Genomic DNA, 21,029 nt, shown 5'->3' with positions numbered 1-21,029 from the left:
CGCGCGCCGCGCCGTTCGATCGAACATCCAAGGAGAACAACACATGTCGATGCGTGCATCCCTTTCCATCGTCACGCGCGTGCTGGCCGGCGCCGCGTGCGCAGCCACGATGCTGCCCGCCCACGCGCAAAGCAACCTGGGCTTCCTGAACGACACGCCGCTCACCTATTTCAGCAAGGCCGATCGCGCGTCGCTGACGCAGGCCGTCGCGCAGGCGCGCGACGAAGGCAAGGACGGCGAGACCACGACGTGGCAGAGCAGCGGCCGCGGCACGCAGATCGATGCGAAGCTCACGCCGTCGACGTCCGAGAACGACGGCAAGACCTGCCGCGAGATCGCGACCGAAATCGCCGCGAAGGGCCAGACGATGACGCTCAAGCCGGTGTTCTGCAAGACCGCCGCGGGCAAGTGGCAGCTGCAGAAGCGCTGAGCACGCGCGCGATGAAGCGCAGCGGTGCGTCGCGCACGGTGTCGTGCGGCGTCGTGATCCTCGACGGCGCCGGCCGCGTGTTCCTCGCACATGCGACGGACACCACGCACTGGGACATCCCGAAGGGGCAGGGCGAGCCCGGCGAGACGCCGACCGACGCGGCGCTGCGCGAGTTGCGCGAGGAAACCGGCATCGAGTTCGACGCCGCGCGACTGCTCGATCTCGGCCGCTTCGCGTACCGTCACGACAAGGACCTGCACCTGTTCGCGGTACAGGTCGCGGACGACGAGATCGATCCCGCGCACTGCACGTGCACGTCGCTGTTTCCGAGCCGCCGCGACGGCTCACTGATTCCCGAGATGGACGCGTATCGCTGGACGGCGCCTGCCGACGTCGACGCATATGCGAGCCGCAGCCTCGCGCGGCTGTTCCGCACGACGCTGTCGCTCGCGGACCTGCATCGGCGGCTGGCGGGGGAATGAGCGTAGCCAGCCTCGGCAGCCCGCAACGATTTCCGCACACGCAATAAAAAACGGCCCGAAGGCCGTTTTTTTTATCGTCGCGCGACGTGCACCTCACGGCCGCCGTCGCGCGCGCAGCGGCCGTCAGGCCGGCTTGCCCCAGCTGTCGCGCAGCCCGACGATCCGGTTGAACACCGGCTTGCCCGGCTTCGAATCGACGCGGTCCGCGACGAAGTAGCCGTGACGCTCGAACTGCAGGCGCGTTTCCGGTGCGACGTCGCCGGCGCCCGGTTCGACGTACGCGTGCGTGATCTTCTTCGAGTCCGGGTTCAGCGCATCGAGGAAGTTCGCGCCGCCCGCGTCCGGGTGCGGCTCCTTGAACAGCCGGTCGTAGATGCGCACTTCGGCCGCCTGCGCATGCTTCGCACTGACCCAGTGGATGTTGCCCTTGACCTTGTAGTTGTTCGCGCCTTCGGTGCCCGACTTGCTGTCCGGGAAGTAGTTGCAGTGCACGGCCGTCACGTTGCCGTCGGCGTCCTTGTCGAAGCCCGTGCATTCGATCACGTAGCCGTAGCGCAGGCGCACCTTGTTGCCCGGGAACAGGCGGAAATAGCCCTTCGGCGGGTTCTCGACGAAATCTTCGCGTTCGATCCACAGCTCGCGCGAGATCGGGAACGTGCGCACGCCGCGTTCCGGGTGGTGCGGATGCACGGGCGCCGTGCACGCTTCCTCGAGGTCTTCCGGATAGTTGTCGATCACGAGCTTCAGCGGATCGAGCACGGCGACCGAGCGCGGGGCCTTGTCGTCGAGGTCGTCGCGCAGCGCGCCTTCGAACACGCTCATGTCGATCCACGAGTCGACCTTCGTCACGCCGATCCGCTCGCAGAACAGGTGGATGCTCTCCGGCGTGAAGCCGCGGCGGCGGATCCCGACGATCGTCGGCATGCGCGGGTCGTCCCAGCCTTCGACATGGCCTTCGGTGACGAGCTGCAGCAGCTTGCGCTTGCTGGTGATCGCGTACGTGAGGTTCAGGCGCGAGAATTCGATCTGTTGCGGCAGCGGACGCGTGAACACGCCGGCTTCCGCGAGCTCGTTGAGCACCCAGTCGTACAGCGGGCGGTGATCCTCGAACTCGAGCGTGCACAGCGAGTGCGTGATGCCTTCGAGCGCATCCGAGATGCAGTGCGTGTAGTCGTACATCGGATACACGCACCATGCGTCGCCGGTGCGGTAGTGGTGCGCGTAGCGGATCCGGTAGATGACCGGGTCGCGCATGTTCATGTTCGGCGACGCCATGTCGATCTTCGCGCGCAGCACATGCTCGCCTTCCTTGAACTCGCCGGCCTTCATCCGGCGGAACAGGTCGAGGTTTTCCTCGGGCGAGCGGTCGCGGAACGGCGACGGCTTGCCGCCTTCGGTCAGCGAGCCGCGGTTCGCGCGCATTTCTTCCGCGCTCTGGCTGTCGACGTACGCCTTGCCGCGCTGAATCAGCAGTTCCGCGAATTCATAGAGCTTGTCGTAGTAGTCGCTCGCGAAGTACTGGTGATCGACTGCATCCTTGCGCCAGTCGAAGCCGAGCCAGCGCACCGCATCGACGATCGAGTCGACGTATTCGACGCTTTCCTTTTCCGGGTTCGTGTCGTCGAAGCGCAGGTGGCACACGCCGCCGTAGTCGCGCGCGACGCTGAAGTTCAGGCAGATGCTCTTCGCGTGCCCGATGTGCAGATAGCCGTTCGGCTCGGGCGGAAAGCGCGTCTCGACGCGGCCGCCCCATTTGCCGGTGCGGTTGTCGTCGTCGATGATGTTGCGGATGAAATTGGAAGCCGCGGGGGCGTCGTTACGTTCGGTGCTCATGCGGTTGGCGTCAGGTTGTGTCGGCGCGTCGCGCCGGTTTAATCCTGCAATTCTACCTGAGCGGGGTCGGTACCGCGCGGGTCGCCGCGCCGGGCGGGACCGCTCGCGATGCGCAGCGCAATATCTCCATAGTGTGTCGGCTGTAACACGACGTAAATCGGATTGCTCCCCGTGTTCGGCTTTTTCTATGATGGCCTTACCGATTCAATGCCGCCATTCGCAATTTTTGCCTGGCGGGAGGACGCAAACAATCATGATGAAGAAGACCACTTTTCTCGTTCGTACCGCAGTCATCGTCGCGGCCCTGTCGCAGCTCGGCGCATGTGCGATGACGCATACCCAGCGTAATGCCGGTATCGGCGCGGCCGCAGGCGGCGCGCTCGGCTACCTGATCACGGGCGGCCCGGTCGGCACGGTGGCCGGCGCAGCGGCCGGCGGCCTCGTCGGCGCCGGCGTGCGCTGAACGCAGCCGGCGCGCGTGAGCGCCGGCCGGTCGCGACGGTGTTCGTCACGCGTCGCTTCCGGATGATTCAACGCACATCCATTCCGCGATTCGACAGGCAGCCTCAGGGAGGAGCGGGTGTGCGACACTTCGTCGACGTCCTATAACGACATTCCTCGTCGACGAAGCCTTCATGAACGACGCTCTCGTTTTCGTGTTGCCGGGCTACGGCAACTCCGGCCCGCTCCACTGGCAAAGCCGCTGGGAGCGGGCCGATCCGCGTTTCGTGCGGATCGCGATGCCCGACTGGGACCGTGCGTTCCGCAACGGCTGGTGTCTCGCGCTCGACCGCGCGGTCGAGGCCGCGCCGGGCCCGGTGACGATCGCCGCGCATAGCCTCGGCACGCTGACCACCGCATGGTGGGCGACCCGCTATGCGCGGCCGGCCGCGCTCGAGAAAGTGCGCGGCGCGCTGCTCGTCGCGTTGCCGGACCCGGGCGGGCCGGCGTTTCCCGTCGATGCACACGGCTTCGGTCCGGTGCCGTACGAGCGGCTGCCGTTTCCGACCTGCGTGGTCGCGAGCAGCGACGATCCGTACGGCTCGCTCGCGTTCGCGCGCGGTCGCGCGAACGCGTGGGGCAGCGCATTCCATGATCTCGGTGCGCGCGGCCACCTCAACGCGGACAGCGGACTCGGCGACTGGCCGCAAGCGCGTGGCTGGCTCGATGCGCTCGGGCGTCAGGCTGACGCGCTTGAGCGTTAGCTACTGGCCCGTCAGCTACTGGCCGAAAGCCGAAAGCCGAAAGCCGAAAGCCGAAAGCCGAAAGCCGAAAGCCGATAGCCGAAAGCCGATAGCCGATAGCCGATAGCCGATAGCCGATAGCCGATAGCCGATAGCCGCCGCGATCGGCGCGGCTTCGCGCGTTCGCGGCGCCGGCGGGCACGCACGTCATCCGTTGCGACCCCGCGGCACGTGTCCGGCGCATGCCGCGGCACGCGTGCGCACGCGCCGCCGCGCGCCCGCCGGCCCCGCTCAGATCGCCTGCTTCTCCTTCAGCGCCGCGATGCGCGCGTCGTCGTAGCCGAGCATGTCGCGCAGCACCTCTTCCGTCTGCGCGCCGAGCAGCGGCGGGGCGGTGCGCGCATCCGGCGGCGTCGCGCTCATCCGGATCGGATTGCGCACGAGCTTCACGTCCGCGCCGCACGGATGCGGCAACGACACCTGCATTCCGCGCGCGACCACCTGCTCGTTGTCGAACACCTCGTCGAGCTCGTTGATCGGCCCGCACGGTACGCCCGCCGCTTCGAGCGCGCCGATCCAGTCGGCCTTGCCGCGCGCCTTCACCATGTCAGCGAGGATCGGCACCAGCGTGTCGCGATGGCGCACGCGCGACGGGTTGGTCGCGAACCGTTCGTCGTCGGCCAGTTCCGGCCGGCCGCCGGCCTCGACGAACTTGCGGAACTGCCCGTCGTTGCCGACCGCGACGATGATCCAGCCGTCGCTCGTCTGGAACGTCTGGTACGGCACGATGTTCGGATGCGCGTTGCCCCAGCGCACCGGCGGCTTGCCGCTCGCGAGGAAGTTGGTGTTCATGTTCGCGAGCAGCGCGACCTGCACGTCGAGCAGCGCCATGTCGATGTACTGGCCTTCGCCCGTGCGGTCGCGGTGCGCGAGCGCGGCCAGCACCGCGATCGTCGAATAGAGGCCGGTCGCGAGATCGGCGATCGCGACGCCGGCCTTCTGCGGGCCGCCGCCCGGCTCGCTGTCGCGCTCGCCGGTGATGCTCATGAAACCGCCGATTCCCTGCACGATGAAGTCGTAGCCCGCGCGGTGCGCGTACGGGCCGGTCTGGCCGAAGCCCGTGACCGAGCAGTAGACGAGGTCCGGCTTCACCGCGCGCAGCGAGTCGTAGTCCAGCCCGTATTTCTTCAGCTGGCCGACCTTGTAGTTCTCGAGCACGACGTCGCTCTGCGCGGCGAGCTCGCGCACGATCTGCTGGCCTTCGGGCGTCGCGATGTCGACCGTCACCGAACGCTTGTTGCGGTTCGCCGCGAGGTAGTACGCGGCCTCGGCCGTATCGGCGCCGGCCGCGTCCTTCAGGTACGGCGGCCCCCAGTGGCGCGTGTCGTCGCCGGCGCCGGGGCGCTCGACCTTGATCACGTCCGCGCCGAAATCGGCAAGCGTCTGCGCGCACCACGGGCCCGCGAGCACGCGGGTGAGGTCCAGCACGCGGATATGGCTCAGGGCACCCATCGTCGAATCGTCTCCTTTCGTGGCTCGCCCGGCCGGAGCAAGGCGGATTGGCATGCCGAGCATCTTAAGGCGAATCGGCCGCGCCGGTGGCCCAGGCGGCGCGGCCGGCGCGGCGGGCCGCTGCCGTCGGGGCCGCCGATCTGTATCGTATAATCGATCGTTTAGGATATTTGCCCGCCGTGCGTCCGCGAGGACGGCCGGCGTTTGAAGCCGTCTCAGCCAGACATTCCCCGCACGCCATGAAAGCTGCCGAAATCCGCGAGAAATTCCTCAAATTCTTCGAATCGAAGGGCCACACGATCGTCCGCTCGTCGAGCCTCGTGCCCGGTAACGACCCCACGCTGATGTTCACGAACTCGGGCATGGTCCAGTTCAAGGACGTGTTCCTCGGCACGGACCAGCGCCCGTACTCGCGCGCCACGACGGCGCAGCGCAGCGTGCGCGCGGGCGGCAAGCACAACGACCTCGAGAACGTCGGCTACACGGCGCGCCACCACACGTTCTTCGAGATGCTCGGCAACTTCTCGTTCGGCGACTACTTCAAGCACGACGCGATCCGCTTCGCGTGGGAGCTGCTGACCGAGGTCTACAAGCTGCCGAAGGAAAAGCTGTGGGTCACCGTCTACCAGGAAGACGACGAGGCGTACGACATCTGGGCGAAGGAAGTCGGCGTGCCGACCGAGCGGATCATCCGGATCGGCGACAACAAGGGCGCGCGCTACGCGTCGGACAACTTCTGGACGATGGGCGACACCGGCCCGTGCGGCCCGTGTACCGAGATCTTCTACGACCACGGCCCGGACGTGTGGGGCGGCCCGCCGGGATCGCCCGAAGAAGACGGCGACCGCTACATCGAGATCTGGAACCTCGTGTTCATGCAGTTCAACCGCGACGCGCAGGGCAACATGACGCGCCTGCCGAAGCAGTCGGTCGACACCGGCATGGGCCTCGAGCGTCTCGCCGCGGTGCTGCAGCACGTGCACAGCAACTACGAGATCGACCTGTTCCAGAACCTGATCAAGGCCGCCGCGCGCGTGACCGAAATCAGCGACCTCACGAACAACTCGCTGAAGGTGATCGCCGATCACATCCGCGCGTGCTCGTTCCTAATCGTCGACGGCGTGATCCCCGGCAACGAAGGCCGCGGCTACGTGCTGCGCCGGATCGTGCGCCGCGCGATCCGTCACGGCTACAAGCTGGGCCGCAAGGGCTCGTTCTTCCACAAGCTGGTGGCCGATCTCGTCGCCGAGATGGGCGCAGCCTATCCGGAGCTGAAGGAAGCCGAACAGCGCGTGACCGACGTGCTGCGCCAGGAAGAGGAGCGCTTCTTCGAAACGATCGAGCACGGGATGTCGATCCTCGAAGCGGCGCTCGCCGACGTCGAAGCGAAGGGCGGCAAGGTGCTCGACGGCGAACTCGCGTTCAAGCTGCACGACACGTACGGCTTCCCGCTCGACCTCACGGCCGACGTGTGCCGCGAGCGCGGGATGACGGTCGACGAGCCGGCATTCGACGACGCGATGGCGCGCCAGCGCGAGCAGGCGCGCGCGGCCGGCAAGTTCAAGGCGACGCAGGGCCTCGAATACTCGGGCGCAAAGACCACCTTCCACGGTTACGAGGAAATCGCGTTCGACGACGCGAAGGTCGTCGCGCTGTATGTCGACGGTTCGGCCGTCAACGAAGTGAAGGCCGGCCAGGATGCGGTCGTCGTGCTCGATCACACGCCGTTCTACGCGGAATCGGGTGGCCAGGTCGGCGACCAGGGCGTGCTCGCGAACGCCGCGACGCGCTTCGCGGTGGCCGACACGCTGAAGGTGCAGGCCGACGTGATCGGCCACCACGGCACGCTGGAGCAGGGCACGCTGAAAGTGGGCGACGTGCTGCGCGCGGAAATCGACGCGCATCGCCGCGCGCGCACGCAGCGCAACCACTCGGCGACGCACCTGATGCACAAGGCGCTGCGCGAAGTGCTCGGCTCGCACGTGCAGCAGAAGGGTTCGCTCGTCGACGCGGAAAAGACCCGTTTCGACTTCGCGCACAACGCACCTATGACCGACGACGAAATCCGTCGCGTCGAGCAGATCGTCAACAACGAGATCCTGGCGAACGCGCCGGGCATCGTGCGCGTGATGCCGTACGACGAAGCGGTGAAGGGCGGCGCGATGGCGCTGTTCGGCGAGAAGTACGGCGATGAAGTGCGCGTGCTCGACCTCGGCTTCTCGCGCGAACTGTGCGGCGGCACGCACGTGCATCGCACCGGCGACATCGGCCTGTTCAAGATCGTCGTCGAAGGCGGCGTCGCGGCCGGCATCCGCCGGGTCGAGGCGATCACCGGCGACAACGCGGTGCGCTACGTGCAGGAACTCGACGCGCGCGTGAACGAAGCGGCGGCCGCGCTGAAGGCGCAGCCGTCGGAACTGACGCAGCGCATCGCGCAGGTGCAGGAGCAGGTGAAGTCGCTCGAGAAGGAACTGGGCGCGCTGAAGTCGAAGCTCGCATCGAGCCAGGGCGACGAGCTCGCGCAGCAGGCCGTCGAAGTCGGCGGCGTGTACGTGCTGGCTGCGACGCTCGACGGCGCGGACGCGAAGACGCTGCGCGAAACGGTCGACAAGCTGAAGGACAAGCTGAAGAACGCGGCGATCGTGCTGGCAGCCGTCGAAGGCGGCAAGGTCAGCCTGATCGCGGGTGTCACGCCGGACGCGAGCAAGAAGGTCAAGGCCGGCGAGCTCGTGAACTTCGTCGCGCAACAGGTCGGCGGCAAGGGCGGCGGCCGTCCGGACATGGCGCAGGCAGGCGGCACGGAACCGGCGAACCTGCCGGGTGCGCTCGCGGGCGTCAAGGGCTGGGTCGAAGCGCGTCTTTGATCGTCACGGCTGACGCGATGCGGTCGAGCTGAGCGCATCGCGTCCATCGCATGAAAAACGACCCGATCGGCAGGTGTGCCGGTCGGGTCGTTTCGTTTTCTGTCGGCGTGAACGATGAACCGGTGTCGGCGGCCGCCCGGGCTGCCGACTACGGCCGACTTAGACCGACACCGACGCCGACACCGGCACCGCCGCGGCCTTCGCCGCGTCGCCCGATTCCGCCGCAGCCTCGCCGAGCGCATCGCGCAGCGCGGCAAGCGCCGCCGACGCGTAACCGTGCCGCCACGCGAGCAGCGTGTCGATGCCGTCGAGTTCGGCGATCGTATGGGTCGCGACGTTGCCGGTTTCCGGCTGCAGGTCGAGCACCGACCTCGGCGCGACCGCGATGCCCGCGCCGGCCGCGACGCACGCGACGATCGCGTGATACGAGCCGAGTTCGAGCACGCGCGCCGGTTTCATCCCGTACGCCGCATACCATTGCTCGACGTATTTCCGGTACGTGCAGCCGCGCTCGAACGCGATCAGCGTCGGCAGGATCACGTCGCGCGGCGTGCGCACCGGCGGATGGCCGCGCGGCGTCAGCAGCACCAGCTCCTCGCGATAGATCGGCACCGTTTCGAACGTGTCGGGCAGCGTGTCCGGCGCCGGCGGCCGCGCGAACAGCGCGGCGTCGACCTCGAAGTCGCGCAGCCGGTCGATCAGCCAGCCCGTCGTGCCGGTCACGAGTTCCAGCGACACGTCCGGCCATGCATGGTGATAGCGCGCGAGCACGGCCGGCAGCCGGCTCGCGGCCGTGCTTTCCATCGTGCCGAGTCGCAAGCGGCCGCGCGGCGTGTCCTCGCGCACCGCGTCGCGCGCCTCGTCGGCGAGCGCGAGCAGCCGCTCCGCATACGGCAGCAGCGTGTGCCCGGCCGGTGTCAGCACGAGCCGGCGCCCGTCGCGCACGAACAGCGCCGCGCCGAGTTCCTCCTCGAGCTGCTTGATGCGCGTCGTCACGTTCGACTGCACGCGATTGAGCTTCGCCGCCGCGCGCGTCACGCCGTTCTCGCGCACGACGGCCCGGAAAATCGCCAGCGCCGCCAGATCCATGATTCTCTCCGTGAGATATGCGGATTCTTGATTATTCATTTTTCGAGAACGTTTGGTCAAGCTACGATACAGGTATTCCGATTTCCGTTCGGCCGGCGTGCAGCGCGCGGCCGTTGCCGCCATGTCCCGTTCCGATGCTCCGGGCGCCGCCGCCGCGCACCTGTCCGATGACGCCGACCGCCGCGCCCGCGTGGCCGCGCTCGCCTGCATGATCGGGCTCGCGGTCGCGCTCGGCGTCGGCCGCTTCGCGTTCACGCCGCTGCTGCCGCTGATGCTCGGCGACGGCTCGATCGGCCTGAAGGCCGGCAGCTGGCTCGCATCGGCGAACTACGCGGGCTATTTCGTCGGCGCGGTGAGTTGCGCGGCGGTGCGCGTCGCGCCCGCGCGGATGGTGCGCTTCGGGCTGGCCGCCACCGTGTTGCTGACCGCCGCGATGGGCATCGGCCATCTGCTGTCCGTCTGGCTCGTGGTGCGCTTCGTCGCGGGCGTCGTCAGCGCGTGGACGTTCGTGTTCGTGTCGCAATGGGGCCTGCGGCGGCTCACCGAGCTGCACGCGCCCGAGTGGAGCGGCGTGATCTACGCGGGGCCCGGCGTCGGCATCGTGCTGACGGGGTTGATCGGCAGCGCGCTGGCCGGTCATCGCGCGGCGCCCGGCTGGCTCGGGTTCGCGGCGTTGTCGGCGGTGCTGTCGGTCGCGATCTGGCGCACGTTCGGCAGCGCGCCGGCATCGGCATCGGCATCGGCGTCGCAGGCCGGGCTGTCCGCCGCCTCGTCGCGGCCGGCGGGGGCCGCCGCTTCGAGTGCTTCGGCGGCTTCGCACGACCCGCGCCACCGTCGCACCGATGCCGCGTGGCTCGTCGTGCTGTACGGGATGCCGGGCTTCGGCTACATCATCACCGCGACGTTCCTGCCGGTGATCGCGCGTGCCGCGCTGCCGGCCGGCTCGCCGTGGCCGGACCTGTTCTGGCCGATGTTCGGCGCGGCGCTGATCGTCGGCGCGATCGCGGCGTCGCGGCTGCCCGGCCACTGGGACAACCGGCTGCTGCTCGCGGCCGGCTGCGCGACGCAGGCGCTGGGGATCGCGGCCGGGATCGTGTGGCCGAACGCGGCCGGCTTCTCGGTCGGCAGCGCGCTGCTCGGCCTGCCGTTCACTGCGATCACGCTGTTCGCGATGCGCGAGGCGCGGCGCCTGCACGGCGAACGCGCGGCCGGCTTGATGGGCTATGCGACCGCATCTTACGGGGTCGGGCAGATCCTCGGTCCGCTCGTCGCGGCGCCGCTGACCACGCGCTTCGGGTCGTTCTCGCCGGCGTTGTGGGTCGCGGCGGCCGCATTGCTCGCCGGCGCGGCCGGCTTCGCGGCGACCGCCGCACGCGGACGTGCGCGCGGCCGAACGCAACCCTGACGTCATCGGGGCCGGATCGTCTGCGGCGCGGCCAAACTCGCTAGAATGAAGCCTTTCCCGCGCCGAGCGGGCGCGCGACGCGGCCCGCATGCTGCCGCGAGACGCCCGCAGACCTCTCATCGATGACCACCGCCGACTACCGTTTTTGCCCGCGCTGCGCGCGCCCGCTGACCGAGCGCGCCGATCCCGAACACGAAGGCGCGCGCGTGCGCCAGGTCTGCCCGGACGACGTGTGCGGCTACGTGCACTGGAACAACCCGCTGCCGGTGGTCGCCGCGATCGTCGAGCTCGACGGCAAGATCCTGCTCGCGCGCAACGCAGCCTGGCCGGAAGGGATGTTCGCGCTGATCACGGGCTTCCTCGAGAACGGCGAGACGCCCGAGGACGGCATCGCGCGCGAGGTGTTCGAGGAAACCGCGCTGAAGGCGGAGCAGGTCACGCTGGTCGGCGTCTATGAATTCATCCGCAAGAACGAGCTGATCATCGCGTACCACGTGCGCGCGTCGGGCACCGTCGCGCTGTCGCCGGAACTGCTGGAGTACCGGCTCGTCGATCCGCCGCTGTTGCGCCCGTGGCGCGCCGGCACGGGCTATGCGCTGGCCGACTGGATGCGCGCGCGCGGGCTCGATTTCGAATTCGTCGATCGAGCGGGGCAGTGACGGGCCGCCCGGCTTCCCGCCTGTCGTCCGCCGCGCCGCGCACGATCGCGACGCGGCATCCGGCCGTTCTCGCGCGTGCCGTCCCGCACGGCGGCCGTGCAACGTCCGGTTCATCGCCGTTGCGCCCTTCGTCCCTTTCGTGCTCCTGACCGCCATCGCCATGTCCGACAAGCCGCAGCCGCGTCCGCGCGACGCCTATCGCCACTTCCTGCCGATCACGACCCGCTGGATGGACAACGACGTGTACGGGCACGTGAACAACGTCGTCTACTACAGCTACTTCGACACCGTCGTGAACGCGTACCTGATCCGCGCGGGCGTGCTCGACGTCGAACACGGCCAGACGATCGGCCTCGTGGTCGAGACGCAGTGCAACTACTTCGCGCCGCTCGTGTTTCCGCAGTCGGTCGATGCGGGGCTGCGCGTCGCGAAGCTCGGCACGTCGAGCGTGCGCTACGAGATCGGATTGTTCGCGGCCGGGGAAACATCGCCGGCCGCGCAGGGGCATTTCGTGCACGTGTACGTCGATCGCGGCACGCGCCGCCCGCTGCCGCTGCCGGATGCGCTGCGCGCGGCGCTCGAGCCGCTCGCCGGCTGACGGGCGCGCGGCGGTGGCGGCGGTGCACGCGTTCGCGCTCCAGGCGTTCAACGGCCTGAGCTACGGATTGCTGCTGTTCATGCTGTCGGCCGGCCTCACGCTGATCTTCAGCGTGCAGGGCGTGCTCAACTTCGCGCATGCGAGCTTCTACATGCTCGGCGCGTACGTCGGCTACGGCATCGCCGCACGCGCGGGGTTCTGGGCCGCGCTCGTGTTCGCGCCGCCGATCGTCGGGCTGCTCGGCGCCGGCTGCGAGCGCTGGCTGCTGCGCCGCGTGCAGGCGCGCGGCGGTCACACGAATGAACTGCTGCTGACCTTCGGCCTCGCATACCTGATCGGCGAGGGGGCGAAGCTCGTATGGGGCCTCGCGCCGCTGCCGGCCCCGGTGCCGCCGCTGTTCGACGGCGCGCCCGTCGCGGTGTTCGGTCTCGCACTGCCGCGCTACCGGCTGTTCATGATGACGATGTCCGCGGCGATGCTGGTCGCGCTCGGCGCATTGCTGCGCGCGTCGCGCATCGGGCTCGTCGTGCGCGCCGCGCTCACGCACCGCGCGGCCGTCGAGGCGCTCGGCTACGACGTGCCGCGCATGATGACGGGCCTGTTCGGCGCGGGCACCGCGCTTGCCGCGCTGGCCGGCGTGATCGGCGCGCCGCTCGCGGTGATCGAACCGGCGCTGGCCGAGACCGTCGGGTCGATCGTGTTCGCGGTCGTCGTGATCGGCGGGCTCGGTTCGCTCGGCGGCGCGTTCGTCGCGTCGCTCGCGGTCGGCTTCGCGCAGACCTTCGCGGCGTCCAGCGACACGTCGCTGCGCGACTTCGCGCAATGGGCCGGTGTCGCGCTGCCCGACAGCGTTGCGGCCGTATCGATCGCGCAGCTCGCGCCGCTGGTGCCGTACCTGCTGCTCGTCGCGGTGCTGGTCGCCCGTCCGCGCGGGCTGTTCGGCGAGCGTGTCGATGGCTAGCCGCGCGTGGGCCGGCGCGCTGCGCTGGGTGCCGTTCGCCGCATGCGTCGCGCTGCCCGCGTGGCTGTGGCCGCATGGCGCGGTCCTCGGCTATCTCGCGCAGACGGCCGCGCTCGTCGTGCTCGCGCTGTCGTACAACCTGCAGCTCGGCACGACCGGGCTGCTGTCGTTCGGCCATGCCGCGTTCGCGGGCCTCGGCGCGTTCGCCGCCGCGCACTGGTTCAATCATGTCGGCGGCCCGCTGCCGTTGTTGCCGCTCGTCGGCGGCGCGGCCGGCGCGGGCTTCGGGTTCGGCGCCGGGCTGCTGGCGACACGCCGCGCGGGCACCGTGTTCGCGATGATCACGCTCGGCCTCGGCGAATGCGTCGCGGCGGCCGCGTGGAGCGTGCCCGCATGGTTCGGCGGTCTCGGCGGCGTGCCGATCGACCGCGCGAGCGGCACGCCGTTGGGCGGCTGGAATTTCGGTGCGCCGACGCAGGCCTACGCGGTGATCGCCGCGTGGTGCATCGTGTCGGCGCTGGCGATGCACGCGTTGACGCGCACGCCGCTCGCGCGGCTCGCGAACGCGGTGCGCGACAACCCGGCGCGCGTCGCCGCGCTCGGCACCGATCCGCGCCGCGTCCGGCTCGCGATGGTCACGTGCGCGTCGTTCTTCGCGGGCGTCGCGGGCACGCTCACGCTGATCGACGTCGAGGTCGCGACGCCGGACAGCGTGTCGATGGCGCGCTCGGCGACGGTGCTGATCGCCGCGGTGATCGGCGGCACCGGCACGTTCTTCGGGCCCGCGGCCGGCGCGGTGGTGCTGACCGCGCTGAGCGTCGTGGTCGCGGGCGTGTCGCGTGCGTGGGCGCTGTATCTCGGTGTGCTGTTCGTTGCAGTCGTCGTCGCCGCGCCGCGCGGCATCGCCGGCCTCGCGCAGACGCTCGCGCATGCGTTGCGCCGCGACGCGCCGGCTGCCGAGCGCTGGCGCGTGCTGTGCGGCGCCGGCGCATGCGTGTTCTGGGCCGTCGCGATCGTCTGCGCGGCCGAGCTCGGCTATGCGTGGCGCTTCGCGCAGGACGACGGTGCGGGCCTTGCATTCGGCGCGTGGGGCATCGATGCCGATGCGCCGGCCGGCTGGGCCGTTGCATGCTCGGCGGCCGGCATCGGCACGCTGCTGTGGGGCTGGCGCGCACGGCTGACGAACCACGGGCACGGCACGCACGGAGACGCGCGATGATCGGCAACGCGATCGCGCTCCACGGCATCGTGCAGCGCTTCGGTGCGCAAACGGTGCTCGACGGTATCGACCTGAGCGTGTCGGCCGGCGAGCGTCATGCGCTGATCGGGCCGAACGGCGCGGGCAAGTCGACGCTGTTCGGCGTGATTGCCGGCGCGACGCGGCCGACGCGCGGGCGCGTCGTGCTGCACGGCGTCGAGCTGCGCGGGCGCGGGCCGGTCGTCGCGAGCCGGCTCGGCATCGGCCGCAGTTTCCAGCAGACGAGCGCATTCGCGCGGCTCAGCGTGTTCGACAACCTGCGCTGCGCGGCGCTGCATGCGCCGGCCGAGCGGCGCCGCTGGTGGAACCGGCTGCGCGAGTCGGCGTCGGTCGATCGCGCGGCCGCGCGCGTGCTGCACGACATCGGTCTCGATGCGCGGCGCGATGCGCCGGCCGGCGAACTCGGCTACGCGGAACAGCGCGCGCTCGATCTCGGCATCGCGCTCGCGAGCGGCGCGCGCACGCTGTTGCTCGACGAACCGACGGCCGGCATGAACCGCGACCAGGCGGCGCGGATGATCGCGTTGATCCGCGCGATGACGCAGGGCCGCACGGTGTTGATGATCGAGCACGACATGGACGCGGTGTTCGGCTTCGCCGAGCGCATCACGGTGCTCGTGCGCGGCACGGTGGTCGCGACCGGCGCGCCGGACGCGATCCGCGCGGATCCGGCCGTGCGCGCGGCCTATCTGGGCGAGCGCACATGAGCGCGCTGCTCGACATTCGCGGGCTGCGCGCGTGGTACGGGCTGCAGCCGGTGCTCGACGGCGTCGACCTCGCACTCGCGCCGGGCGAGACACTGGCGCTGCTCGGCCGCAACGGCTCGGGCCGCTCGACGCTCGCGAAGGCCGTGATGGGGCTCGTGCGCACGGCGGGCTCGGTGCGCGTCGCCGATGTCGAATGCGCGGGCGCGCGCACGTTCGAGATTGCGCGGCGCGGCGTCGCTTACGTCGCGGAAAGCCGCGACGTGTTTCCGCTGCTGAGCGTGCGCGACAACCTGCGGCTCGGGCTGCGCGGCGTGAGCGGCGCGGCCGAACGTGCGGCGCTCGACCGGCTGCTCGCACGCTTTCCGCTGCTGGGTGCGCGTGCCGACGTGAAGGCCGGCCGGCTGTCGGGCGGCGAACAGCAGGTGCTCGCGCTGGTGCGCGCGCTCGCCGGCGGCCCGCGCGTGCTGATCGTCGACGAACCGGCCGAAGGGCTCGCGCCGCTCGCGGTCGACGCGGTCCGCGCGTGTCTGGCGGCGCTGCAGGCCGACGGCGTCGCGATCCTGCTGATCGAGCAGCGGCTGCAGCTCGCGCCGCGGCTCGCGCAGCGCGTCGCGGTGATGGGGCGGGGACGGATCGTCCACGACGGTGCGCTCGACGGCCTCGGCAGCGACGTCGTCGGCACGTGGCTGAGTGCCGGCTGAGCGCACGCACATCTCGCCGATTGTTCGGCAAACCCCGCCAGTCAATTCGTGTCGAGCCGCTTTATCGCGGCCGCGCGAACCGCGAAGATTGCCAGCAAGGCCGGTGCGCGACGCGACGCAACGCAACGCAACGCAACGCAACGCAACGCAACGCAACGCGCAGCCGGCGCCCATCCATCGAGGTCTTCCGACTGAGGAATGCAATCATGAGCAAGCTGGCAAACAAGGTAGCGATCGTCACGGGCGGTTCCAAGGGCATCGGCGCCGCCATTGCGAAGGCGCTGGCCGCCGAAGGCGCGTCGGTCGTCGTCAACTACGCGAGCAGCAAGGCCGGTGCCGACGCCGTGGTGAGCGCGATCGTCGCAGCGGGCGGCCGCGCGGTCGCCGTCGGCGGCGACGTGTCGAAGGCAGCCGATGCGCAGCGCATCGTCGACACGGCGATCGAGACCTACGGCCGTCTCGACGTGCTGGTCAACAACTCCGGCGTGTACGAATTCGCGCCGATCGAAGCGATCACCGAAGAGCACTATCGCCGGCAGTTCGACACGAACGTGTTCGGCGTGCTGCTGACGACGCAGGCGGCCGTCAAGCATCTCGGCGAAGGCGCGAGCATCATCAACATCAGCTCGGTGGTGACGAGCATCACGCCGCCGGCAAGCGCCGTGTACAGCGGCACCAAGGGCGCGGTCGACGCGATCACCGGCGTGCTCGCGCTGGAACTCGGCCCGCGCAAGATCCGCGTGAACGCGATCAACCCGGGGATGGTCGTGACCGAAGGCACGCACAGCGCGGGCATCATCGGTTCGGATCTCGACAAGCAGGTGCAGAGCCAGACGCCGCTCGGCCGCCTCGGCGAGCCGGACGACATCGCGTCGGTCGCCGTGTTCCTCGCATCGGACGATGCGCGCTGGCTGACCGGCGAGCGCCTCGTCGCGAGCGGCGGGCTGCACTGATCGCGCAAGCCGGCGTGCGCCGCTACGCGATCATCGCGAGCGCGTTCGCGCCGACGTGCCAGCGCAGGCTCTCGACGACGAGCGCATGATCGCGTTCGTCGTCGAGCCCCGCGATCGTCATCGCGCCGACGATCGCACCGCCGGCGAGCCGCAACGGCACGCCGCCGCCGTCGAGCGCATAGTCGGCGTCCGACAATCCCTGCGACTGCAACGACCAGCCGGCGCGGCGAAAGCGCGCGCCGACCTCGAGCGAGCTCGCGCCGAAGCGCAACACCGTATTCTGCCGGCGGCGGATCGCGTCGCTGTGGTGCGCGCCGCTGCCGTCGCGCGCGCAGTAGAACAGCGGTGCCGCTTCGCCGACGATGCCGACCGCGATCGGCAGCCCGCGTCGCGAAGCGAGATTGATCGCGATGTCGCCGAGCCGGCGCGCGACGTCCGCATCGAAGTGCGCCAGCATCGGAACCGACGCCGTATCGCCGAAGGGCGCGGGTGCGAAGCGCGGGAAGGTAGTCGCCATGGCTGCTCCGTGTCGTCGCAACTGCGGTTCGTGTGCACGCCGGGCGTCGCGCCAACGGTCGATCGCCCGGCGCATCGATGCGTCAACGCATCGACACGTCAACGCTTCGGTGCCGCATCGAGCATCCATTCGTGCGCGGGATCGTTCTTGAACGCCCACGCGCGGCTCGGTCCGGCCATCACGTTCAGGTAGTACAGGTTGTAGCCATGCGGCGCGACCACCGGGTGATAGCCGCGCGGCACCATCACGACGTCGTGGTTCTCCACCGCGCACGCTTCGTCGAGACTGCGATCGTCCGTGTACACGCGCTGGAACGCGAAGCCCTGCGGCGGATCGATCCGGTGGTAATAGGTTTCCTCGAGCGACGTTTCGTCGGGCGCCGCGTCGCGATCGTGCTTGTGCGGCGGGTAGCTGCTCGAGTGGCTCGCGGGCGTGATCACTTCGACGACGAGCAGCCGGTCCGCGGCCGGGTTGTCGCCCATCAGGATGTCGCACACGTAGCGCGTGTTGGTGCCTTGCCCGCGCACCGCGCGGCGCATCCGTTCGCCGTCGAGGCGCTGCACGCGCTTGTCGCCGCTTGCGTACGGCGCGGTGCACAGCGCGACTTCGGCGTCGCGCGTCGCAACCAGCGTGACGGTCTTGCCGCCCGGCACGTACAGCGCGTCCGGCGAGACTTCCTCGAACACGCTGTCGCGCTTGCCGAGCGCATCGTAGGTTTCGCCGTCGACTTCGGCGCGCACCGTGCCCGTCAGCACGACCACGCACAGTTCGCGCGTACCCGTCTCGACCGTTTCGGTGTCGCCGGCCTTCAGGCGCAGCGCGCGAAAGCCGACGTGTTGCCAGCCGGCCGACTCCGGCGTGACGTTGCAGATTTCGCGCTCGGGCGATGCCTTGACCAGCAGGGGAGAAATCGTCATGGAGTGAAGCTCCTCGATGAGATGACGGCGCTCAAACAATCGAGCGCTCAGGCGTTTAGGCGCTCAAGCGGTCGACGATCGCGCGCAGCGACTCGTAGCCCTTCTTCGCATACTGATAGCTCGGTGCGACGGCCGGATCCTGCTCGGCCTCGACGACGAGCCAGCCTTCGTAGCCGGCGTCCTTCAGCGTGCGCAGCGTCGCCTCGTAATCGAGCGCGCCGTCGCCGGGCACCGTGAAGGTGCCGTTGATCACGCCGTTCAGGAAGCTCCAGCCGCCGTTGCGCGCCTGCGTGACGACCTGCGGACGCACGTCCTTGCAGTGCACGTGCACGACGCGCGCCACATGCTTCTTCAACAGCGCGACCGGATCGGCCGCGCCGCCGAAATACGCGTGACCGGTGTCGAACAGCAGAAACACCTTCGCGGGATCGGTCAGCGCCATCAGCCGGTCGACGTCCGCAGGCGACTCGACGTAGGCGCCCATGTGGTGATGGTAGGCGAGCTTGATCCCGTACGTGTCGAGCAGGTGCGCACCGAACGCGTCGAGGCGCGCCGCATAGCGCTGCCACGTTTCGTCGTCGACGAAGCGCGGCCGCTTCGCGACCGGCGTGTCGATGCTGCCCTGGATCGTGCCCGCGCATTCGCCGTATACGACCACCTTCACGTCGTTGTACTGCAGCTTCGTCATGTGCGCGCGGCAACGCTCGATCTCGGCGGCGACCGCGTCGGCATCGCTCATGCCCGGCGCGACTTCCGCTAGGAATCCCGAATACCAGCCGGATACGCACACGAGCCCGAACTCGGCGAGCTTCGCCTTCAGCTCGGGGCCCGTCTTCGGAAACTTGTTGCCGAGCTCGAAGCCCGCGTAGCCGATCTCGGCGCCTTCCTTCAGCGCCGTCTCGAGCGGCGTCTCGCCGCCGAGCGACGGCAGGTCGTCGTTCATCCACGACAGGGGATTGATACCGATGCGAACGTTCCAGCTCATGGCGTGTTTCCTGGGTTCGAATGTTGTTGTGTCGGCGCGGCCGATCGAAAGGGCGGATCAGCGCCGCTGCCGGGTTTTCTCGTCGAGATAGGCGTGGTGCGCGCGCTCGACGCCGGCGCGCGCGGACACCTGCGGCACCGCGACTTCCCACCATGCGCCGCCGTCTTCAGTCGTGCGCTGATGCGTCGTGTCGATCACGAGCACCTGGCTCGTCTTCGCCGCCCGCGCGCGCTTCATCTCGTGGCGCAGCTCGGCGACGTCGCGCACGTGCACGGCTTCGGCGCCCATCGCACGCGCATGCATCGCGAAGTCGATCGTCGAGCGTTCGCCGCCTTCGGGCACGCAGTCGTCGAGCATGTTGTTGAAGCTCGCGCCGCCGCAGTTCAGTTGCAGCCGCTCGATGCAGCCGTAGCCGCGGTTGTCGAGGATCACGACGATGATCTTGCGGCCGAGCAGCACCGACGTCGCGAGTTCCGCGTTGAGCATCATGTACGAGCCGTCGCCGACGATCACGATCACTTCGCGCTCGGGTCGCGCGAGCTTCGCGCCGAGGCCGCCCGCGACCTCGTAGCCCATGCACGAATACGCATAGTCCATGTGATAGTTGCCGGGCACGCCGCTGCGCCACAGCTTGTGCAGTTCGGCCGGCAGCGTGCCGGCCGCGCACACGACGAGATCGTCGCGCGCGCTGTCGCGCCCCGCGTCGGCCGCGGAGTCGCGCACCGCGCCGATCACTTCCGCGTCGTACGGCAGCGTGTCCTGCGGCACGCGCGTGGTCAGCTCGGTTACGCGCGCGTTCCACGCGGCGGCCTGGTCGCGGTTCGCGGCCGTCCATGACGCATCGGCCTGCCAGCCCGCGAGCGCGGCCGACAACTGGCCGAGGCCCGTGCGCGCATCGGCGATCAGTTGCCGGCCGCGCTTCTTGCCCGCATCGAACGGCTGCACGTTCAGGCTCAGCAGCGTCGCGTGGCCGAACAGCGCATGCGAGCCGGTCGTGAAGTCCTGCAGCCGCGTGCCGACCGCGAACACCACGTCGGCCTGCGCGGCCGCGCGGTTCGCGGCGGGCGAGCCCGTCACGCCGATCGATCCGAGGTTCAGCGGGTGGTCCCACGCGAGGCTGCCCTTGCCGGCCTGCGATTCGGCGACCGGCACGCCGTGCGTGTCCGCGAACGCGCGCAGCGCGTCCCACGCCTGGCTGTACAGCACGCCGCCGCCGGCAACGATCAGCGGCTTCTTCGCGGCCTTCAGCACGTCGAGCGCATCGGCGAGCTCGAGCGCGTCGGCCGGCGGCCGGCGCATCCGGATCACCGGCGGCGCGAAGAAATCCTCGGGCCAGTCGTACGCGAACGTCTGCACGTCCTGCGGCAGCGCGAGACACACGGGCCCGCATTGCGCGGGATCGGTCATCACCTGGATCGCGCGCGGCAGCGCGACGAGCAGCTGTTCGGGCGACGTGATCCGGTCGAAGTAGCGCGTGACCGGCCGGAAGCAGTCGTTCGCGCTGACGTCGCCTTGTTCGAAATCCTCGACCTGCTGCAGCACCGGGTCGGGCAGGCGCGACACGAACACGTCGCCGGGCAGCAGCAACAGCGGCAGCCGGCCGACGTGCGCGAGCGCGGCGGAAGTCAGCATGTTGGTCGCCCCGGGGCCGATGCTCGACGTCGCGGCCATCATCCGCTGGCGGAAATTCGCCTTCGCGAACGCGACGGCCGCATTCGCCATTCCTTGCTCGTTGTGCGCGCGGAACGTCGGCAGCCGGTGCTTCTCGGCGTGCAGCGCTTCGCCGAGCCCGGCCACGTTGCCGTGGCCGAAGATCGCGAACACGCCGCCGCAGTACGGCAGGATTTCGGTGCGGCCGTCCGGCTGGACGACTTCGGCGCGCAGGGCGGCCAGGTAGCGCACGAGCGCCTGGCTGACGGTCAGTCTCACGGTGGTGGTCATCGTCTGTCGATCAGGAAGAGTCGGGGAGTCGTC

The 21,029-nt window shown here is 69.6% G+C and carries 20 protein-coding genes; 13 read left to right on the top strand and 7 right to left on the bottom strand.

The features are described from left to right. Positions 1-43 precede the first annotated feature (43 nt). Complete coding sequence (locus Q3A80_RS23115; RefSeq protein WP_446331187.1) at positions 44-430, top strand: hypothetical protein; 387 nt, start codon at positions 44-46, stop codon at positions 428-430. Positions 431-441: 11 nt separating this feature from the next. Next, positions 442-912: an NUDIX hydrolase gene (locus tag Q3A80_RS23110; RefSeq protein ID WP_446331240.1), complete on the top strand. Its 471-nt coding sequence runs from the start codon at positions 442-444 to the stop codon at positions 910-912. A 123-nt stretch (positions 913-1,035) separates the two neighbouring features. On the opposite strand, the gene Q3A80_RS23105 is transcribed toward Q3A80_RS23110, so the two are convergent. After that, positions 1,036-2,745, bottom strand: a complete 1,710-nt coding sequence (locus Q3A80_RS23105; protein WP_446331186.1) for a glutamine--tRNA ligase/YqeY domain fusion protein — start codon at positions 2,743-2,745, stop codon at positions 1,036-1,038. Positions 2,746-2,998: 253 nt separating this feature from the next. Between Q3A80_RS23105 and Q3A80_RS23100 the strand changes: the two genes are divergently transcribed. Next, positions 2,999-3,208, top strand: a complete 210-nt coding sequence (locus Q3A80_RS23100; RefSeq protein WP_006497729.1) for an ornithine acetyltransferase — start codon at positions 2,999-3,001, stop codon at positions 3,206-3,208. A 172-nt stretch (positions 3,209-3,380) separates the two neighbouring features. After that, positions 3,381-3,950, top strand: a complete 570-nt coding sequence (locus tag Q3A80_RS23095) for an RBBP9/YdeN family alpha/beta hydrolase (protein WP_446331185.1) — start codon at positions 3,381-3,383, stop codon at positions 3,948-3,950. Positions 3,951-4,220: 270 nt separating this feature from the next. On the opposite strand, the gene Q3A80_RS23090 is transcribed toward Q3A80_RS23095, so the two are convergent. Then, entirely contained in the window at positions 4,221-5,441 is a 1,221-nt protein-coding gene (locus tag Q3A80_RS23090) for a CaiB/BaiF CoA transferase family protein (protein ID WP_446331184.1), read from the bottom strand. Between the two features lie 239 nt (positions 5,442-5,680). Here Q3A80_RS23090 and alaS point away from each other — a divergent pair, with 239 nt between their 5' ends. Next, entirely contained in the window at positions 5,681-8,305 is a 2,625-nt protein-coding gene (alaS, locus tag Q3A80_RS23085; RefSeq protein ID WP_446331183.1) for an alanine--tRNA ligase, read from the top strand. A gap of 159 nt (positions 8,306-8,464) precedes the next feature. Here the strand turns inward: alaS and Q3A80_RS23080 are convergent, their stop codons facing one another. Beyond that, the gene (locus tag Q3A80_RS23080; protein WP_446331182.1) at positions 8,465-9,394 is read right to left on the bottom strand and encodes a LysR family transcriptional regulator; all 930 of its coding nucleotides are present in this window, start codon (positions 9,392-9,394) and stop codon (positions 8,465-8,467) included. 121 nt (positions 9,395-9,515) lie between these two features. On the opposite strand from Q3A80_RS23080, the gene Q3A80_RS23075 reads away from it, so the two are divergent. From Q3A80_RS23075 to Q3A80_RS23040, 8 genes are all read left to right on the top strand, one after another. Further along, on the top strand, positions 9,516-10,799 hold the full coding sequence (locus Q3A80_RS23075; RefSeq protein ID WP_446331181.1) for a YbfB/YjiJ family MFS transporter: 1,284 nt from the start codon (positions 9,516-9,518) through the stop codon (positions 10,797-10,799). Positions 10,800-10,921: 122 nt separating this feature from the next. Next, positions 10,922-11,458 carry an NUDIX domain-containing protein gene (locus Q3A80_RS23070; RefSeq protein ID WP_446331180.1) on the top strand — a complete coding sequence of 179 codons (537 nt, stop codon included), beginning with the start codon at positions 10,922-10,924 and terminating at the stop codon, positions 11,456-11,458. A 160-nt stretch (positions 11,459-11,618) separates the two neighbouring features. After that, positions 11,619-12,056, top strand: a complete 438-nt coding sequence (locus tag Q3A80_RS23065; RefSeq protein ID WP_446331179.1) for an acyl-CoA thioesterase — start codon at positions 11,619-11,621, stop codon at positions 12,054-12,056. Between the two features lie 22 nt (positions 12,057-12,078). Continuing rightward, positions 12,079-13,017, top strand: a complete 939-nt coding sequence (locus Q3A80_RS23060) for a branched-chain amino acid ABC transporter permease (RefSeq protein ID WP_446331239.1) — start codon at positions 12,079-12,081, stop codon at positions 13,015-13,017. Further along, positions 13,010-14,236, top strand: coding sequence for a branched-chain amino acid ABC transporter permease (locus Q3A80_RS23055; protein ID WP_446331178.1), 1,227 nt, complete (start codon positions 13,010-13,012; stop codon positions 14,234-14,236). Before Q3A80_RS23060 ends, Q3A80_RS23055 begins: the two co-directional genes overlap by 8 nt. After that, positions 14,233-14,982 carry an ABC transporter ATP-binding protein gene (locus Q3A80_RS23050; RefSeq protein ID WP_446331177.1) on the top strand — a complete coding sequence of 250 codons (750 nt, stop codon included), beginning with the start codon at positions 14,233-14,235 and terminating at the stop codon, positions 14,980-14,982. The genes Q3A80_RS23055 and Q3A80_RS23050 overlap by 4 nt, the downstream gene beginning before the upstream one ends. Then, positions 14,979-15,683 carry an ABC transporter ATP-binding protein gene (locus Q3A80_RS23045; RefSeq protein ID WP_446331176.1) on the top strand — a complete coding sequence of 235 codons (705 nt, stop codon included), beginning with the start codon at positions 14,979-14,981 and terminating at the stop codon, positions 15,681-15,683. Before Q3A80_RS23050 ends, Q3A80_RS23045 begins: the two co-directional genes overlap by 4 nt. A 206-nt stretch (positions 15,684-15,889) precedes the next feature. Beyond that, a complete protein-coding gene (locus Q3A80_RS23040) occupies positions 15,890-16,636 on the top strand; it encodes a glucose 1-dehydrogenase (protein WP_446331175.1) in 747 nt (248 codons plus the stop codon). A gap of 22 nt (positions 16,637-16,658) precedes the next feature. Here Q3A80_RS23040 and Q3A80_RS23035 read toward each other — a convergent pair whose 3' ends face one another. From Q3A80_RS23035 to iolD, 4 genes are all read right to left on the bottom strand, one after another. Next, complete coding sequence (locus Q3A80_RS23035) at positions 16,659-17,153, bottom strand: heme-degrading domain-containing protein (RefSeq protein WP_446331174.1); 495 nt, start codon at positions 17,151-17,153, stop codon at positions 16,659-16,661. 98 nt (positions 17,154-17,251) lie between these two features. Continuing rightward, positions 17,252-18,070 carry a 5-deoxy-glucuronate isomerase gene (gene iolB, locus Q3A80_RS23030; protein WP_446331173.1) on the bottom strand — a complete coding sequence of 273 codons (819 nt, stop codon included), beginning with the start codon at positions 18,068-18,070 and terminating at the stop codon, positions 17,252-17,254. Between the two features lie 55 nt (positions 18,071-18,125). Continuing rightward, entirely contained in the window at positions 18,126-19,055 is a 930-nt protein-coding gene (gene iolE, locus Q3A80_RS23025; RefSeq protein ID WP_446331172.1) for a myo-inosose-2 dehydratase, read from the bottom strand. 57 nt (positions 19,056-19,112) lie between these two features. Continuing rightward, complete coding sequence (iolD, locus tag Q3A80_RS23020; protein WP_446331171.1) at positions 19,113-20,996, bottom strand: 3D-(3,5/4)-trihydroxycyclohexane-1,2-dione acylhydrolase (decyclizing); 1,884 nt, start codon at positions 20,994-20,996, stop codon at positions 19,113-19,115. Positions 20,997-21,029 lie beyond the last annotated feature (33 nt).

This window comes from Burkholderia sp. SR8 (assembly GCF_052851275.1).
This window is presented reverse-complemented; position numbering and strand designations above follow the sequence as displayed.

Excerpts from the sequence above, each read along its gene's own strand:
- Q3A80_RS23065 (WP_446331179.1), top strand. The coding sequence starts at position 11,619 with ATGTCCGACAAGCCGCAGCCGCGTCCGCGCGACGCCTATCGCCACTTC.
- Q3A80_RS23055 (WP_446331178.1), top strand. The coding sequence starts at position 13,010 with ATGGCTAGCCGCGCGTGGGCCGGCGCGCTGCGCTGGGTGCCGTTCGCC.
- Q3A80_RS23080 (WP_446331182.1), bottom strand. The coding sequence starts at position 9,394 with ATGGATCTGGCGGCGCTGGCGATTTTCCGGGCCGTCGTGCGCGAGAAC.
- iolE (WP_446331172.1), bottom strand. The coding sequence starts at position 19,055 with ATGAGCTGGAACGTTCGCATCGGTATCAATCCCCTGTCGTGGATGAAC.
- Q3A80_RS23110 (WP_446331240.1), top strand. The coding sequence starts at position 442 with ATGAAGCGCAGCGGTGCGTCGCGCACGGTGTCGTGCGGCGTCGTGATC.
- Q3A80_RS23105 (WP_446331186.1), bottom strand. The coding sequence starts at position 2,745 with ATGAGCACCGAACGTAACGACGCCCCCGCGGCTTCCAATTTCATCCGC.
- Q3A80_RS23050 (WP_446331177.1), top strand. The coding sequence starts at position 14,233 with ATGATCGGCAACGCGATCGCGCTCCACGGCATCGTGCAGCGCTTCGGT.
- iolB (WP_446331173.1), bottom strand. The coding sequence starts at position 18,070 with ATGACGATTTCTCCCCTGCTGGTCAAGGCATCGCCCGAGCGCGAAATC.
- Q3A80_RS23045 (WP_446331176.1), top strand. The coding sequence starts at position 14,979 with ATGAGCGCGCTGCTCGACATTCGCGGGCTGCGCGCGTGGTACGGGCTG.
- Q3A80_RS23070 (WP_446331180.1), top strand. The coding sequence starts at position 10,922 with ATGACCACCGCCGACTACCGTTTTTGCCCGCGCTGCGCGCGCCCGCTG.
- Q3A80_RS23100 (WP_006497729.1), top strand. The coding sequence starts at position 2,999 with ATGATGAAGAAGACCACTTTTCTCGTTCGTACCGCAGTCATCGTCGCG.
- alaS (WP_446331183.1), top strand. The coding sequence starts at position 5,681 with ATGAAAGCTGCCGAAATCCGCGAGAAATTCCTCAAATTCTTCGAATCG.
- Q3A80_RS23090 (WP_446331184.1), bottom strand. The coding sequence starts at position 5,441 with ATGGGTGCCCTGAGCCATATCCGCGTGCTGGACCTCACCCGCGTGCTC.
- iolD (WP_446331171.1), bottom strand. The coding sequence starts at position 20,996 with ATGACCACCACCGTGAGACTGACCGTCAGCCAGGCGCTCGTGCGCTAC.
- Q3A80_RS23115 (WP_446331187.1), top strand. The coding sequence starts at position 44 with ATGTCGATGCGTGCATCCCTTTCCATCGTCACGCGCGTGCTGGCCGGC.
- Q3A80_RS23040 (WP_446331175.1), top strand. The coding sequence starts at position 15,890 with ATGAGCAAGCTGGCAAACAAGGTAGCGATCGTCACGGGCGGTTCCAAG.
- Q3A80_RS23035 (WP_446331174.1), bottom strand. The coding sequence starts at position 17,153 with ATGGCGACTACCTTCCCGCGCTTCGCACCCGCGCCCTTCGGCGATACG.
- Q3A80_RS23095 (WP_446331185.1), top strand. The coding sequence starts at position 3,381 with ATGAACGACGCTCTCGTTTTCGTGTTGCCGGGCTACGGCAACTCCGGC.
- Q3A80_RS23075 (WP_446331181.1), top strand. The coding sequence starts at position 9,516 with ATGTCCCGTTCCGATGCTCCGGGCGCCGCCGCCGCGCACCTGTCCGAT.